This window comes from Mycobacterium sp. (genome assembly GCF_046095365.1).
Classification (GTDB): Bacteria; Actinomycetota; Actinomycetes; order Mycobacteriales; family Mycobacteriaceae; genus Mycobacterium.
The window spans coordinates 49,604-64,924 of sequence record NZ_JBJTJF010000077.1; the positions used below are offsets into that span (position 1 = coordinate 49,604).

Genomic DNA, 15,321 nt, shown 5'->3' on the forward strand with positions numbered 1-15,321 from the left:
CGACCTGTCCGCTATCGGCGGCGGCTCTTCTTGCGCGGCGGCGGCAGTGCTCCCTCTGCGCGCAACCGGGCGGCGTGCTCGGCCAGCGCGTCCACCAGCGGACCGACAGCGGCGGTCTCCGGCTGGACGTCGACCCGCAGACCGAACTCGGCCGCGGTCTCGGCGGTCTTGGGGCCGATGCAGGCGACGATGGTGCGGGCATGTGGCTTGCCGGCGATACCGACCAGGTTGCGCACCGTGGAACTCGACGTGAAGCAGACCGCGTCGAACCCGCCGGTCTTGATCATCTCCCGCGTCTCCGCCGGCGGCGGAGCGGCGCGCACCGTCCGGTATGCGGTGACGTCCTCGATCTCCCAGCCGCGCTCCCGCAGGCCCTCGGCCAGGGTCTCGGTCGCGATGTCCGCCCGCGGCAGCAGGACCCGGTTCACGGGATCGAAGACCTCGTCGTACTCCGGGAACTCGTCAAGCAGCCCCAGTGAGGACTGCTCGCCGGAGGGCACCAGCTCCGGGCTGATCCCGAAGGCACGCACCCGGTCGGCGGTCGACTCGCCGACGCAGGCGATCTTGACCCCGGAGAAGGCCCGGGCGTCCAGCCCGAACTCACCGAACTTCTCCCACACCGCACGGACCGCGTTGGTGGAGGTGAAGACCACCCACTGGTAGCGGCCGTCGACCAGGCCCTTGACGGCCCGCTCCATCTGGGCGGGGCTGCGGGGGGGTTCCACGGCGATGGTCGGGACCTCGATGGGCACGGCGCCATGAGCGACCAGGCGGTCACTCATGTCCGCGGCCTGCTCCTTGGTGCGCGGCACCAGTACCGTCCAGCCGTACAGCGCACGGCTCTCCCACCAGTTCAGTTTCGCCCTCGCGGTGACGGTTCGCCCGATGGTGACCACCAGCGGACCGGCCAGCGGCCCGGCGGCGTCTCCGGCGCCCAGACCACGGTCGGTAAGACCGACCAGGGTCGACTCCACCGATCGCTGGCCGCAGGTGCTGCCCTGCGCGGTAACCACGCACGGCGTCCCCTCGGCCAGCCCCTGCTCCATCAGCGAGCGGGCGGCGTCGGCCAGATGCGACGCGGTCGCGGTGAGGATGAGCGGTCCCGGCGCCGCGGCCAGCGCCGCCCAGTCCACCTCCCCGCGCACGTCGGCAACGGTGTGGGTGGAGCCAACCGGCAGGCCGGCGTAGGTAGGCACCGCCGCCGTGGCCGGCAGGCCCGGCACGATCTCGAAGGGCAGGTGGGTCTTGGCCACGGCCGTCACCTCGGTGGTCACCGAGTCCATCGAGAGCGGATCGCCGGCAACCAGGCGCACCACGTCGGACCCGGTCTTGGCAACGGCGGCCAGCGTCTTGGCCACTTCGGCCGGTTCGCCCAGTGCCGGCCGGATGTCGGGCCCGACCCAGACCACCGGGGGCGCGGTCTGGTCGTCGGTGGGGGCTCCGTCGGGCGCAGGGCCCGCGGCCGGGGGGAGGTCGGTCCCGATCAGCTTGAGCACCGCCTCGGGAACGTCGGGGTCGGTGAACACGCAAGCGGCATTGGCAAGGACGGTGCGGGCGCGCACCGTCAGCAGACCCGGGTCGCCCGGGCCGGAGCCGACGAACGTGATGCGCCCCGGCTTCGGCTTGCGCCCTCGCGCGGTTGCGTGACCAGACATACTCTCTCCCGCCTGCCGCTGCCGCGGCAGTCTCCCGCTTCCGCCGCTATCGCGGCAGTTCCCGCTCCGCCGCCATGACCTCGCGCGCACCGAGATCGAACAGTTCCGCGGCGACCGAGAGCCCAAGCTCTGCGGCCCGGCCGGGAGTGCCGATACCGGACACACGGATCACGTCGGATCCGTCCACCGCCGCTACGCAGGCGCGAAGCGACAGCTCCTCGAAGACCAGGCCGTCCTCATCAATGGACTCGACCACCTCGGCGATCGCGCCCACCGGTGCGGAACAACCGGCCTCCAGGTCGGCGAGCAGGGTTCGCTCCGCGGTGACCGCCGCGCGGGAGTCGGTGTCGTCCAACTCCGCCAGCAGTTCGGCCAGCGCAGTGTCGCCGGCGCGGCATTCCACCGCGAGCGCTCCCTGCGCCGGTGCCGGCAGCATCTGCACCGGCTCCAGAGTCTCGGTGACATCACTGAGTCGTCCCAGTCGGGCCAGGCCCGCCCGGGCAACCACGATGGCGTCGAGATCACCGCTGCTTACCCTGTTCAACCTGGTGTCAAGGTTGCCCCTTAGGGGGCGGATTTCCAAACCGAGACCCAGTGCTCTAAGCTGCGCGGCCCTTCGGACGGATGAAGTACCGACGATGGATCCGGCCGGCAACTCGCCCAGCACCAGCCCGTCCCGGGCGACCAGGGCGTCGCGCGGGTCCTCACGCCTCGGAACTGCGGCGATGACGAATCTGTCGTCCGCCGCGGTGGGCAGGTCCTTGTAGGAGTGCACCGCCATGTCGACCCGTCCGTCGGCGATCGCCTCGCGCAGCGCGGCGGTGAACACCCCGACCCCGATCTCGGCGACCGGTTGGTCGGAGCGGTCGCCGGGGGTGCTGATGATGACCAGTTCGGCTGCCCGCCCCCGCGCGATCAGCTGATCTCGGATCGTCCCGGCCTGCGTGGTGGCAAGCAGGCTGCCGCGGGTGCCGATCCGAATCGCCGGGGAGCTGGCCATGTCGATCACGCCTCCAACTGCGAGACGATGCGGTGGAAGACGTCTTTCACCGAGTCGTACTGCGGACTTGTCTCGACGATGTACTTTCCCCTCAGCAACGTGGTGCGAACCAGGTCGTAGTAGGCGTGGCGGGGATTGTTCTGGTGCTTCTTTGCGCCCCACAGGTGGTAGAAGGTGTTCTGCAGTTCGGCCGCGACGGCCCCCGGACCTGGACCCAGATCCATGTCGAGCGGGCAGAAGTCATTGGAGGCCCACAGCGCCTTGACCATCGCCCTGGTCTTGATCGGGGTGTTCGCCACCATCGCCCAGTAGTACGCCAGGGCCGCAAGCAACCACTGCTCGGTCACGATCTGGGCCGAGGACCACGGGTACATCAGGTGCGAGTTCGGGTTGGCATATTGCACGTCACCGGGGGCGTCAAGGGCGAACCCGAAGTACTTCTCCACATAGTCGTTCTTGAACGCCTCGTTGAACATGCCGACGACCGCGCAATTCATCGGCAAGGTTCCCCGGAAGCACCTGACCATCTCCTCATCCCACAGGAACCCCGGGGGGCCGGTGATGTCGAAGACGTTCGGGTAGATGGCGGTGGTCTCGCGGTGCAGATAGAGCAGATCGCAATCGGTGAAGTCGGTCAGGCGCCGGTGCACGATGATGTCGGTGTCGAAGATCACGAACGGAGCGTGCAGCTTGGACATCGCCCAGATCTTGGGCGATGCCCAGAAATTCCTCGAGATCCGCTCACGCGGGTAGTCGTCGTGGATATGGGTGATCACCTCGTCGTACAGTCCGGTCAGCTGCCAGTCGTCGTAATACCTGACGGTGTTCGGGTCGGTGATCAGGACCAACGGGATGTCGGGGTTGACGGCCTTGTGGTTGATGCAGGAGTAGATGTGGGTGAGCAACTCGAACTTGCGCCGCTCGATGTCCGAGTCGGTCGGATAGGGCGTATCGATGAGGTAGACGTGGCACGCCTTCATCAAGAATTTTTGTCCGGCAGCGGGAACTCACCTGCAGCCAGCGCGTCGACGGCCTGCGGGTCGAGCTCGAACAGCTCCCGCAGCGCCTCGGCATAGGTGTCGGCCCCCGGAGCGCCGGCCAGCTGCTTGACCCGTACCGTCGGCGCGTGCAGCAGCTTGTCGACCACCCGGCGCACGGTCCGGGCGATCTCGTCGCGGTGGGCGGCGTCCAGCCCGGGCAACCGGTGGTCCAGCCGCAGCAGCTCGGCCTCGACGACATCGGCGGCGCGCTGGCGCAGAGCGGTCACGGTGGGGGTTACCTCGGCCATCCGCTGGTTGGCCAGATAGGCGCCGACCTCGGCGGCGACGATACGGCGGGCGGACTCGGCGTCGGCGGCGGCGGCTCGGGCCGAGGGCTCCCGCTGCACCCGCTCCATGTCGACGACCCAGACCCCGGGCAGTCCGGCGACGGCCGGGTCGATGTCGCGCGGCATGCCCAGGTCGCACAGAACCAGCGGCTCGCCCAGCTCGTCGCGGGTCGTGGCGGCCAGCGCATGGTGGACATCGGCCAGTGTGACGACCGGCCGCACCGCGCCGGTGCAGCTGACCACCAGGTCGGCCCCGGCCAGCGCGGTCTGCAGCCCGTCGAGAGTCATGGCCTGCGCGACGATGCCCTGCTCGTCGAGGTTTCGCGCCAGCCGTTCGGCCCGCGGGAGTGACCGGTTGACCACGTTGATGCGGCCGACGCCGGCCCGGACCAGGTGGGCCGCGGTCAGGCTGCCCATCGAACCGGCGCCGATCACGGTGGCCGTGCGCCCGGCCAGGGCGGTGTAGGAGGGGCCCAGTTCCGGCCGGTAGAGCCGCTCGGCGGCCACGTGCAGCGCGACGGAGACGACGCTGCCGCCGGCGGCGTCGATCGAGGTCTCGGCGTGCACGCGCTTGCCCACCGCCAGCGCTCGCTGGGCCAGGTCGTGCAGCACCCGTCCGACGGTCCGGTTGGCCTCCGCCGTCGCGTAGGCGCGGCGGACCTGACCGAGCACCTGCTGCTCGCCGACCACGGCGCTGTCCAGTCCGCTGGCCACCGCGAAGATGTGCTCGACCGCGGCCTCGCTGTAGCGGACGTAGGCGTGCCTGGTGAGGTCGCCCATCGACAGACCGGAATGCTCGGAGAGAACCTGGCCGATCGCCGCCAGGCCGCCGTGGAAGGCGTCGACCACGGCGTACACCTCGACCCGATTGCAGGTCGACAGGATCATGGCCTCGGTCACCAGCGGGGATTGCAACACCTGCTGGATGATCTTCACCTGATCGGCTTCGTCGGTCGAGAGTTGCTCGATGACCGAGACCGGTGCGCTGCGGTGAGACACCCCGAACAGCAGGACGCTCACGGCACGATCACCTGACCTACTCCTATGCGCGGCGACGTCTGGAGGACTGTTGACAGTGTTCCGGGTGAGAAACTACCGAAACCGTAATAGCTCCGCAGCGGGCTGAACAAATTCCATCCCGGCCGTCACCGGTTCGTGACGTCGGCCCGCAAACGGGGCTCGTCGACGTCCCAGTAACTGTGTTCGCGGCCGTCCAGGAGAACCACCGGCAGCCGGTCGCCGAACTCCGCGCGCAGGGCGGGTTCGCCGGCGGCCGCCGCGGCGTCGACGTCGGTGCTGGACAACTCGAAGTCCAGTTCAGCGGCCAATTCCGCCAACCGCCGATGGACCCGTTCGCAGAGCCCGCAGCCCGCCCGGGTGAGCAGTTCGACGCGAGCCCGACTCATGACCGGCAGTCTGGCACCCCGGGGTTTCAGATCGACACGGGGTGGCATTCCCGCCGACAGGGTGGCGGTGGCACCCCCACCGATAGGCTGGTCGGCATGGGTTCCGGGGACGAGCAGGCTCGCGCCGGCGACGCCAGTGCCGAGCGCGCGGTCGAGGGACTGACCGCGGAGTCCGGCGAGGGACCCGAAGCGGGGGTGCCGCCGCGGGATCTGACCGCCGCCGCGTTCTTCGACGTCGACAACACGCTGGTGCAGGGATCATCGCTGGTGCATTTCGGCCGCGGCCTGGCCGCCCGCAAGTACTTCCGCTACAGCGAGGTCTGGAAGTTCATCTACGCCCAGGCCAAGTTCCAGCTGACCGGGCGGGAGAACAGCGACGACGTCGCCGAGGGCCGACGCAAAGCGCTGGCCTTCATCGAGGGCCGGACGACCGCCGAACTCAGCGAGCTGGGCGAGGAGATCTACGACGAGATCATCGCCGACAAGATCTGGCCGGGCACCCGGGCCCTGGCCCAGGCGCACCTCGACGCCGGCCAGCAGGTCTGGCTGGTGACGGCCACGCCCTATGAACTGGCCGAGGTGATCGCCAGACGGCTCGGCCTGACCGGCGCGATGGGCACGGTCGCCGAGTCCGAGGACGGCGTGTTCACCGGACGGCTGGTCGGCGACATCCTGCACGGGCTGGGCAAGGCCCATGCGGTGCGGGCGCTGGCGATCCGCGAGGGGCTCAACCTCAGGCGCTGCACCGCCTACTCGGACAGCTTCAACGACGTTCCGATGCTGTCGCTGGTCGGGACGGCGGTCGCGATCAACCCCGACGCCGACCTTCGCGAGCTGGCCCGCGAGCGGGGCTGGGAGATCCGCGATTTCCGCACCGCCCGCAAGGCGGCGAAGATCGGGGTGCCCTCGGCGCTGGTGGTGGGAGCCGTCGGCGGCGCCGTGGCCGCGGCCGTGTCACGCCGCCAGGAGCACGACTGACTCTCGGCGCCGGGCGGGCGCGATAAGCTCGCCCAATGTCCATCGCCAGCGACATCATCGGCACCCACTACCGCTACCCGGACTACTACCTGGTCGGACGCGAGAAGATCCGGGAGTACGCCAAGGCGATCCAGTGCCAGGACCCGATCAGCCACAGCGAGGAGGCCGCCCGCGCGGCCGGCTATCCCGACGTCGTCGCCCCGCTGACCTTCATCGCGATCCCGGGGCGTCAGGTGCAGCTGGACATCTTCCGCAACTTCGACGTCGGCATCAATCTGGCCCGGGTCATCCACCGCGACCAGAAGATCACCTACCACCGGCCGATCTGCGCCGGGGACAAACTGTATTTCGACTCCTGGCTGGACTCGGTGATCGAGTCGCACGGAACGATCATCAGCACCCTGCGCAGCGAGGTCACCGACGACGACGACAAGCCGGTGATGACGACCATCGTCACCATGATCGGCGAAGCCGCCGGGGCCGAGGAGACCAACGAGCAGATCGCCGCCATCGCGGCGGCAGCCCTCGGCCGAAACTGATCAGCGCTTAAACCGGCGGCTGCCCGGACTAGCCGAGGAACGTGTTGCGACGCTGGCTCAGCAGACCGAACAGCGTCTGCTGGATGGTCTCGCGGACCTGGTCGGTGATCTCGAAGGTGACCATCGGGTCGTCCGCGGCGGCTGCGTCGTAGCCGGTGGTGTCGATCGGTTCGCCGAAGGCGATATGCCACTTCGACGGCAGCGGTACCAGTCCGGCCGGGCCGGCGAGCGGGAACAGCGGAGTGATCGGGACGTACGGCACGCCGAGCACCCGGGCCAGCAACTTGACGTCGGCCAGCATGGGGTAGATCTCCTCCGAGCCGACGATCGAGCACGGGATGATCGGCGCCTTCGCGTGCAGTGCCGCCGACACGAAACCGCCGCGGCCGAAACGCTGCAGCTTGTAGCGGTCCCGGAACGGCTTGCCCAGACCCTTGTAGCCCTCGGGGAAGACGGCGGTCAGTTCGCCGCTTCCCAGCAGTCGGCCGGCGTCGACGTTGCAGGCCATGGTGTGACCCGCCTTGCGGGCGATCGGACCGAGCACCGGCATGTCGAAGAGGATGTCGGCGGCCAGCAGGCGCAGATCGCGATGCGCCGGGTGATGGTCACGCACCGCCACCGAGAGCATCGGGCCGTCGAAGGGCAGGGTGCCGGCGTGGTTGGCCACCACCAGTCCGGCGCCGGTGTCGGGCAGGTTCTCGATGCCGCTGACCTCGACCCGGAACCACTTGTCGTAGAAGAACCTCAGGGCCGGCAGCACCACGGCATCGTTGTACTGCGGATCGAAGCCGAACTCGTCGACGGTGTAGTCCCCGGTGAGGCGCTTGCGCAGGAAGTCGGCCGCGCCCGCGATCCGGGCGACGAGGTCATTGGAGGCCGATTCCCCGCGGTGCTGGTCGAACTCCCGGATGACGGCCTCGACGCTCTCGTCCGAAGCCGGCGGCGGAGTGGCCGAGGGTTTGCGACGCGGCGTGCCCGCGCGTTGCGCGGAACGGGTGGCCGCACGAACCGAATCGCCATGCAGCGGAATGACTTTCGCTTTCTCCCCGGCCACTAGAACCCCCCTCTTTCACCTGCTGCGCCGCCCCACCGCTGTGCCAGGAGCAGGGCACGGCTCTCCACAGATCGTACCCATCCCGGGTCGATGATCGGCGTCAGGCCCCGGCCGCGGACGAAATCGTCGAAGGCCTCCAGCGTGGTCCACTTGGGCTCGAAACCCAATTCGGAGCGCATCCGGGTGGTGTCCATCACCCTTCCGTAGCTCAGGTAGTCGAGCTGGTCGCGATTGACCTCGCTGTTCGCCGTCGCTTTGCGCAGCGAGTCCACCACTCGAACACCGAAGGCCGGCACCGCCAGCGGCAGCCGGCCGGCCCGACGGATGGCCTGGGACATCATGATGACGCCATCGGCGCCGACGTTGAAGGTGCCAGCCCGGCCGGCCATGGTGGCCCGCTCCAGGGCGCCCAGCGCGTCCTGCTCGTGCAGCAGCTGGAGGCGGGCGTCACGGCCGAAGACGGTGGGCACGACCGGTCCGGACAGGTAGCGGGCCAGAACGGTGTCCATCGCCGGGCCGATCATGTTGGCCAGCCGAAGGATGGTCACCGCGATGTCGGGCCGCCGCCGGCCCAGGCCGCGCGCGTAGCCCTCGATGTCGATGCTGTCGCGGGCGAAACCCTCATCGGGCGGGCGCAAACTGCTGCTGTCCTCGGTATGCACCACCGGATCGTGCGGGTGCGACCCGTAGATCTCCGAGGTGGACTTCAGGACGACCCGCCTGACGGTGGGGGCCTTCTGGCAGGCCGCAAACAGCTGCATGGCCCCCATCACGTTGAGTTCCTTGAGGGTGGCGCGACCACCGGACCGCGGCGCGAACGACGCAGCCGCCGCGTGCACCACGGTGTCGACGTCGCTGTTGCGGATCACCTTGGCGATGAACGGGTTGCGGATATCGGCGCGGACGAACTCCGCGCGTCCCATCCGCCGCTGCAGATCCTTGCTCGGGGCGATCGCGTCGACGGCGATGACCTTGTTGATCAGCGGGTTCTGCGCCAGCCGCGAGGTCAGGTAGCCGCCTAGAAACCGGCAGGCACCGGTGACCAACACCACCTTCGGGTAGTGCGGCGCGTCTGCGCCCGGGCGACCGGAATCCATGTCTGCATAGCCTATCGGCGATTACCCCGACCGGCGCGACGACGCGGGGGCGGAGCGAGAGCGGAGTGTTACTTACCGAGTTTTCTGCGCTGGACCCGGGTGCGACGCAGCAGCTTGCGGTGCTTCTTCTTGGACATGCGCTTGCGCCGCTTCTTGATGACTGAACCCATGAACTCCGCTACCTAAGTGCCAAAAGCCCGTGCCGGGCCCGCCTGTGTCGGGACCCCACCTTACCCAACCGGCCGCGGCGACCGTTAGCCGGCGTCGAAGTAGGACGTCTCCAGCAGATCGTGGACCGCTTTCGCGTGCACGCGGAACGAGCGGCCGACCCGCACGGCCGGCAACTCGCCGTTGTGCACCAACCGGTAGACCGTCATCTTGCTGACCCGCATGAGGGCTGCGACTTCGGCGACGGTCAGGAACTGCGTTCTGACCGGCTGTCCTTCCATCGGACCGGCGTCGCGCGCCGACTTCCCGCCGGTGGAGTCCCGTCCCGAAGGCCCGTTCACAGACGTCATCGCAACCCAATCCGTCGGGCACGGGCAGTTCCAGCGGCTTCCCCACCGCTGGCACCGAAACCCGTGCGTTAGGAGGAGAATAGCGTGGCCAATGGGGTTACTGCGACGGGAGTTCGTTAATCCGCCAGAGTTTTCTCAAACTACCCTGATGTAACTCCCAGCTGCTCAGAGCGGGTTTTGGCGGCCTCCACCGCCGCGGCGACGGCGGCACGCAGGCCGTTGCGCTCCAGTTCACGCAGGCCAGCGGCGGTTGTGCCGCCCGGGGAGGTCACCAGCGCACGCAGCTGGGCTGCGCTGGTGTCAGGGCGGCCGGCGGGGTCGGACCGCTCATCCGCGACCCGCGCGGACAGCATCGCCGCCGAGCCGGCCAGGGTCTGCACCGCCAGATCGGTGGCCACGGCACGACTCAGCCCGTTGGCCACTCCGGCGTCTACCAGCGCCTCGAGGAACAGGAAGAAGTAGGCCGGACCCGAACCCGACACCGCGGTGACGGCGTCGATCTGGCTCTCTGCAACGGTCAGCACCTCACCTACGCCGCGGAACAGCTCAGCCGCCTGCGCCAGCTGCTCGGCGGACGCGAACCGGCCCGCCGCCAGCGCACTGACGCCGGCTCCGACCAGGGCCGGCGCATTCGGCATCGCGCGGATCACCGGTGAACCGGCCGGCAGGCGGGACTCGTAGAAACCGGTGGTCACACCGGCGATCACGCTGACCAGGACTTGTTCGGGGGTGTCGCCGGGGGCCCCGGTCACGGCCGCGGCGACCTCGCCGATCACCGCTCCGGCGTCGCCGGGCTTGACCGCCAGGATGATGAAACCGGCGTTTTCCACGGCATCGGCCAGCGGGGCAACCCGCACCCCGTAGCTCTGCGCGAGGTATTCGGCACGTCCGGCCGCTTTCTCGGCGACCACCACGTGGCGGGCCGCGTGCCCGGACTTGAGCAGTCCGGCAAGCAGTGCCTCGCCCATGTTGCCGCCACCGATGATCGCGATCCTGGCCATAGCCGGAAACCCTACAGACCGGGGACCAGCGCAAGCTGGCGCGTTTGCACGACGATGCGCCCGGTGCTGTCGACCACGGTGTGGTCCTCGTCGAACCAGTCCCGGCCGATCTCGGTGGTGGTGCACACCACCCGGAGCCACCCGTCGGCCGGCACTCCACGCAGGTAGGCGGTCAGCTGAACGGTCGGTGCCCAGCCCCGGCGGCCGACGGCGTAGGGCACCGGGAGCGAGATGTCGCCGCACATCAGCGCGAACAACTCGTCGACCCGACCCACCTTCGGGCGGACCCAGATCTGGAACGTCGGGGCGACGCCGGCCGACACCGACTCCACGACGAGCGGACGGATGTCACACCCGCGGGAGAGGTTGTTGATCTCCGCCGCCGGATGCCCCGGGCCGATGGCAACCACGCCGGCCGGGGGGTCCGGGCTCATCAGCTCGGTCACCGGGGTGTGCGAGAACAGCGGCGGGGCGTTGTGCTCGGGCTCGCCGAGGGTTACCACCGCATGCACGCAGGCCCGGTCACCCTGGATCAGTTCGACGTCGACCAGGCCGATCCGGCGACCGCGCTTGCGCACGCCGGTGACCAGACGGACGGCGCCCGGGTCGGGGGCGGACAGGTAGTTCGCCGAGACCGCGATCGGGTACGCCGCCGGATCGGCGCCGCCCTCGGAGTAGGCCGAACGGGCGGCGTTGGCGCACAGCGCGATCATCACCCCGCCGTGCGGCTTGGGTCCGATGGTCCAGTGTTCGCCGAGTTCGGCATCGAAGTGACCCGCCGAACCGGGAACAGGACGCAGCGTCATCACCTCGGAGAACAACGGGGGCGCCTCGAATGTCATCGCCGGCCCTTCTAGCGGAGCAGGTGGGTGCGGGCGAACTCTAGCGACTCGGCGAGCAGGCCGTCGCGCTCGGCCTTGGAGCGCGCCCCCGACGTCGTGACCTCCAGGACCACGTGACCGGAGAAGTCGCTGCCGGCCAGCATCTGGCAGATCTCATGGGTGGGCTGGGTTCCGCGCCCCGGCGGCAGATGTTCGTCGGTGGAGGCGCCGTTGCCGTCGCACAGATGCAGGTGGACCAGTCCGTCCCCCATCCGTCGGGCCATGTCCAGCGCGTCGGTTCCGGCGGTAGCGGTGTGCGAGAGATCCAGGGTGTAGTGCGCGTGGTTGCCGTCCAGCGGGTCGTAGGACGGCGCGAAGGCCGATACGGCCGCCCCCGGACGGCCGCCCCGCCGGCGCATCCGCTCGATGGAGGGCTGACCGGAGCCGAAGAAGCGGTCGGCCCGGAACGGGAACATGTTCTCCACCGCGACCATGACCTCGCTGCGCTCCTCCAGCCAGGCGACCTGCTCGCTGAAACCCTCGGCGTACCGGCGCTGCCATCGGAAGGGCGGATGGACCACCACGGTCTGCGCACCGAGTCGTTCGGCGGCCTGCACGCTGCGGTTCAGCTTGGGGATCGGGTCAGGGCCCCATACCCGCTGGGAGATCAGCAGGCAGGGCGCGTGCACCGAGAGGACCGGAACGCCGTAGCGGCGCGACAGTTGCGAGATCGCGCCGACGTCCTGACTGACGGTCTCCGCCCACACCATCAGCTCGACGCCGTCGTAGCCGAGTTCGGCCGCACACTCGAATGCGGCTTCAGTCTTCAGCGGGTAGACCGAAGCCGTCGACAGGCCGACCTTGATCGCTGGGCGCACCGGGTCAGGTCTGCAGTGCGAGCGGACCCAGCGTCACCAGCAGCCCGACTGCCACCGCGGTGAGGGTGCTGACGATGTCCTCGGTCTTACGGAGGATCCGTACGGCGGCCGCCAGCGCCACCACGACGATGACCGTAAGAACAAGGGCGACAAGGTGATTCCAGCGCCACAGCTGATCGAAGGCGATGAACAGCCCGGCGCCGAATACAACAGCCAGCAGCGACTGCAGGACCGCCAGTAACCCGTTCCCGAGCGCATTGGCCAACCGGCGCGGCTCGTGCCCGGCCGGGCCCTCGGCGTCCTCGCCGTCATAGTCAAGGACGGCTTCGGTGTCCGCATCGCCGGACTCCGCGACCACACCGCGACGGGCGAGGTCGTCGGCGACGGTGCCACCGGAGAACAGCGTGCCTTCCGACGCTCGCAAGTACGTTCGCAGCTCCTCGGCGTCGACGGCGTGTTCCTCGACGAGGTCGGCCAGGCTCACCGACCCGTCGACCGGGTCGTAGGCCATCTGCTCGGCGTCGGAGGACAACCGCTGCGGCCGCGGGTCGTGGCTGAGTTCGGGGCCGCCGCCGCGGCGGGGCAGCGGGCTGCTCGACCGCGGCGGCTGCGGGTGCGCCTCGGATTCCCCGGCCAACTCGGAGTAGCCGACGACATCGGACTCCACCACCACCTCGGAGAAGCCGACAACATCGGACTCCTCGACCACTTCGGGGTGGACGACCGGCTCGGTGAACTCGTGGATGACCGGCGTCTGCTCTTCCGCTGCGGTGTAGACGATCACCATCTCCGACGACTCGGGCTCGAGAGCCGCGGCGGGATATTCGGCGGCCACCTCCTCGCCGGCTGAGTAGGTGTACTCCTCGCCTGCGTACTCGGCAGCGGCCACCGCCTCGTCGGCGTGCTCGCCGTCCGCGTATTCCCCGTCGTATTCGTCCTCTGCGTACTCCCCGTCGTACTCCCCGTCGTACTCCCCCTCCGCGTACTCCCCCTCCGCGTACTCAACGTCGTCGCCGTCCTCGTCGACGTATTCGTCGTCACCGACGACCGGGATCTCCCCGGTCCGGACCACCGGGATCTCCCCGGTCAGTTCGGCCACCGAAACACCGTCGCTGTTGCGGCGCTTACGCCTGCGCCGGCCGCCGATCGGCGGTGCGCCGATGGTTCCGTTCCGGGCAAGCAGCTCGGCGACCGACAACGGCCGTTCCTCTGGTGCGCTCATCGTGTCTCGCCTCTCAGTCGGCCTGCGCGGCCTGCACGAACGCGGTCCCGTCCGCCTCACTGTCCAACCGGCGCAGGATGATGCCCTCCCGCAGCGCCCACGGGCAGATCTGCACCGACTCCAGGGACAGTGCTCTCATACTCGCCTCCGCTACCAGGGCGCCGGCCACGATCTGCGGCGCCCGTTCGGCGCTGACCCCTTCCAGGTCAGCGCGATCCGCTGTGGTCATCCTAGAGATGAACGCTATGAGTTGCCGAAGGCCGTTGGCGGTGAGGACCCGCTGAACCCGCGGCCCGGCGGCCGAGGGCGCGGCGCCGGTCAGTCTGGCCAGCGAACGGAACGTCTTGGATGTGCCCACCGCCAGATCCGGCGGACCCACGTCCTGCACCGCCCGGGCAGCCTCGGCCAGCTCGCTGTCCAGCCAGTCCCGCAGCATGTCCACCCGCCTCCGGCCCGGCGGGTCCTTGGTCAGCCACTCGCGCGTCAGCCGGCCGGCGCCCAGTGGCAACGACAGCGCGACGTCGGGCGCCTCGTCAACCCCTGATGACATCTCCAGCGAACCGCCGCCGATATCGAGGCCGGTGATGCGCCCCGCGCTCCACCCGTACCAGCGCCGCACCGCAAGGAAGGTCAGCCGGGACTCGTCGGCTCCGGAGAGCACCTGGAGGTCGACTCCGGTCTCGGCGCGGACCTGAGCGAGCACCTGGTCGGAGTTGGTGGCGTCGCGGACCGCCGAGGTGGCGAATGCCATCAGATCCTCACAACCGGAACTGCGGGCGATCTTGGCGAACTCGTCCACGGTCTCGGTGAGCTTGTCCGCACCGCGGCGGGTGAGCTTGCCGGAGTCGTCGATCGCCTCGGCGAGCCGCAGCGGGGCCTTGGTGGAACTCATCGGCGTCGGGTGGCCACCGCGGTGAGCATCGACCACAAGCAGATGAACCGTGTTGCTGCCCACGTCGAGCACGCCGAGTCTCACGTGTTCAACCTAGCGGCCTGCGTGGTCTACCGTTTAGTTCCGTGACTCCCAGTAATCCCGGCGAGGTCGAACTGGACTTCCCACGCGAGTGGGTGGAGTTCTACGACCCGGCCAACCCCGAGCACCTGATCGCCGCGGACCTGACCTGGCTGCTGTCGAACTGGACGTGCGTGTACGGCACGCCGGCATGCCAGGGCACCGTCGAGGGTCGCCCCGACGACGGGTGCTGTTCGCACGGAGCCTTCCTCTCCGACGACGACGACCGCGCGAAACTCGACGACGCCGTCAAGACGCTGAGCGACAAGGACTGGCAGTTCCGCGACAAAGGCCTCGGCCCGAAGGGCTACCTGGAGATGGACGAATACGAGGACAAGCCCAACCTGCGGACCCGAAAGTACAAGGGCGCCTGCATTTTCCTGAATCGCCAGGGATTCGCCGGGGGTATCGGCTGCGCCCTGCACAGCAAGGCGCTCAAGCTGGGCGTGGAGCCGCTGACCATGAAGCCCGAGGTGTGCTGGCAGCTCCCGATCCGGCGCGTTCAGGAGTGGGTGACCCGCCCCGACGGCAGCGAGATCCTCAAGACCACGATCTCCGAGTACGACCGGCGGGGCTGGGGCGAGGGCGGTGAGGACCTGCACTGGTACTGCAGTGGCGACCCGGCCGCGCACGTCGGGAAGAAGCCGGTATGGCAGTCCTATGCCGCCGAGCTCACCGAGCTGCTCGGCGAGAAGACCTATGCCGAGCTGGCCGCTATGTGCAAGCGGCGCAGCGGATTCCCATTGATCGCCGTTCACCCCGCCACCCGCGCCGCGGCCGGCAGCGGGCGCTAGCCAGACTACGGAGGGACTC

Annotated in this window: 17 protein-coding genes; 3 read left to right on the forward strand and 14 right to left on the reverse strand. The window is 69.2% G+C overall.

Annotated features, from left to right (window positions below):
* Window positions 1-11: 11 nt before the first annotated feature.
* The 5 genes from ACKOQ4_RS06165 to ACKOQ4_RS06185 form a co-directional block, all read right to left on the reverse strand.
* Window positions 12-1,655, reverse strand: a complete 1,644-nt coding sequence (locus tag ACKOQ4_RS06165) for a bifunctional uroporphyrinogen-III C-methyltransferase/uroporphyrinogen-III synthase (RefSeq protein ID WP_526289885.1) — start codon at window positions 1,653-1,655, stop codon at window positions 12-14.
* 46 nt (window positions 1,656-1,701) lie between these two features.
* The gene (hemC, locus tag ACKOQ4_RS06170) at window positions 1,702-2,655 is read right to left on the reverse strand and encodes a hydroxymethylbilane synthase (RefSeq protein ID WP_526289887.1); all 954 of its coding nucleotides are present in this window, start codon (window positions 2,653-2,655) and stop codon (window positions 1,702-1,704) included.
* Window positions 2,656-2,660: 5 nt separating this feature from the next.
* Window positions 2,661-3,635 (reverse strand): DUF6734 family protein, encoded by a 975-nt coding sequence (locus tag ACKOQ4_RS06175; RefSeq protein WP_526289889.1) that lies wholly within the window; start codon window positions 3,633-3,635, stop codon window positions 2,661-2,663.
* On the reverse strand, window positions 3,635-5,002 hold the full coding sequence (locus ACKOQ4_RS06180; protein WP_526289891.1) for a glutamyl-tRNA reductase: 1,368 nt from the start codon (window positions 5,000-5,002) through the stop codon (window positions 3,635-3,637). Before ACKOQ4_RS06180 ends, ACKOQ4_RS06175 begins: the two co-directional genes overlap by 1 nt.
* Before the next feature lie 125 nt (window positions 5,003-5,127).
* Window positions 5,128-5,388: a glutaredoxin family protein gene (locus tag ACKOQ4_RS06185; RefSeq protein WP_526289893.1), complete on the reverse strand. Its 261-nt coding sequence runs from the start codon at window positions 5,386-5,388 to the stop codon at window positions 5,128-5,130.
* A gap of 96 nt (window positions 5,389-5,484) precedes the next feature.
* Here ACKOQ4_RS06185 and ACKOQ4_RS06190 point away from each other — a divergent pair, with 96 nt between their 5' ends.
* Both ACKOQ4_RS06190 and ACKOQ4_RS06195 read left to right on the forward strand, forming a co-directional pair.
* On the forward strand, window positions 5,485-6,366 hold the full coding sequence (locus ACKOQ4_RS06190) for an HAD family hydrolase (RefSeq protein ID WP_526289895.1): 882 nt from the start codon (window positions 5,485-5,487) through the stop codon (window positions 6,364-6,366).
* 35 nt (window positions 6,367-6,401) lie between these two features.
* Window positions 6,402-6,905: an FAS1-like dehydratase domain-containing protein gene (locus ACKOQ4_RS06195; RefSeq protein WP_526289897.1), complete on the forward strand. Its 504-nt coding sequence runs from the start codon at window positions 6,402-6,404 to the stop codon at window positions 6,903-6,905.
* 28 nt (window positions 6,906-6,933) lie between these two features.
* Here ACKOQ4_RS06195 and ACKOQ4_RS06200 read toward each other — a convergent pair whose 3' ends face one another.
* The 9 genes from ACKOQ4_RS06200 to ACKOQ4_RS06240 form a co-directional block, all read right to left on the reverse strand.
* Complete coding sequence (locus tag ACKOQ4_RS06200; RefSeq protein ID WP_526289899.1) at window positions 6,934-7,959, reverse strand: lysophospholipid acyltransferase family protein; 1,026 nt, start codon at window positions 7,957-7,959, stop codon at window positions 6,934-6,936.
* The gene (locus ACKOQ4_RS06205; protein ID WP_526289901.1) at window positions 7,959-9,056 is read right to left on the reverse strand and encodes an SDR family oxidoreductase; all 1,098 of its coding nucleotides are present in this window, start codon (window positions 9,054-9,056) and stop codon (window positions 7,959-7,961) included. The genes ACKOQ4_RS06200 and ACKOQ4_RS06205 overlap by 1 nt, the downstream gene beginning before the upstream one ends.
* A 68-nt stretch (window positions 9,057-9,124) precedes the next feature.
* Window positions 9,125-9,226, reverse strand: a complete 102-nt coding sequence (locus ACKOQ4_RS06210) for a 30S ribosomal protein bS22 (RefSeq protein ID WP_003402602.1) — start codon at window positions 9,224-9,226, stop codon at window positions 9,125-9,127.
* Window positions 9,227-9,310: 84 nt separating this feature from the next.
* Window positions 9,311-9,574: a helix-turn-helix domain-containing protein gene (locus ACKOQ4_RS06215; RefSeq protein WP_526289903.1), complete on the reverse strand. Its 264-nt coding sequence runs from the start codon at window positions 9,572-9,574 to the stop codon at window positions 9,311-9,313.
* Between the two features lie 140 nt (window positions 9,575-9,714).
* Entirely contained in the window at window positions 9,715-10,575 is an 861-nt protein-coding gene (gene proC / locus ACKOQ4_RS06220; RefSeq protein ID WP_526289905.1) for a pyrroline-5-carboxylate reductase, read from the reverse strand.
* 11 nt (window positions 10,576-10,586) lie between these two features.
* Window positions 10,587-11,417, reverse strand: a complete 831-nt coding sequence (locus ACKOQ4_RS06225) for an acyl-CoA thioesterase (protein WP_526289907.1) — start codon at window positions 11,415-11,417, stop codon at window positions 10,587-10,589.
* 11 nt (window positions 11,418-11,428) lie between these two features.
* Window positions 11,429-12,274 (reverse strand): sugar phosphate isomerase/epimerase family protein, encoded by an 846-nt coding sequence (locus ACKOQ4_RS06230; protein ID WP_526289909.1) that lies wholly within the window; start codon window positions 12,272-12,274, stop codon window positions 11,429-11,431.
* A gap of 4 nt (window positions 12,275-12,278) precedes the next feature.
* Window positions 12,279-13,496, reverse strand: coding sequence for an Rv0497 family membrane protein (locus tag ACKOQ4_RS06235; RefSeq protein ID WP_526289911.1), 1,218 nt, complete (start codon window positions 13,494-13,496; stop codon window positions 12,279-12,281).
* A gap of 13 nt (window positions 13,497-13,509) precedes the next feature.
* Window positions 13,510-14,472 (reverse strand): Ppx/GppA family phosphatase, encoded by a 963-nt coding sequence (locus ACKOQ4_RS06240; protein WP_526289913.1) that lies wholly within the window; start codon window positions 14,470-14,472, stop codon window positions 13,510-13,512.
* A 41-nt stretch (window positions 14,473-14,513) separates the two neighbouring features.
* Here ACKOQ4_RS06240 and ACKOQ4_RS06245 point away from each other — a divergent pair, with 41 nt between their 5' ends.
* Window positions 14,514-15,302: a DUF3109 family protein gene (locus ACKOQ4_RS06245; protein WP_526289915.1), complete on the forward strand. Its 789-nt coding sequence runs from the start codon at window positions 14,514-14,516 to the stop codon at window positions 15,300-15,302.
* The last annotated feature ends 19 nt before the right edge of the window (window positions 15,303-15,321 follow it).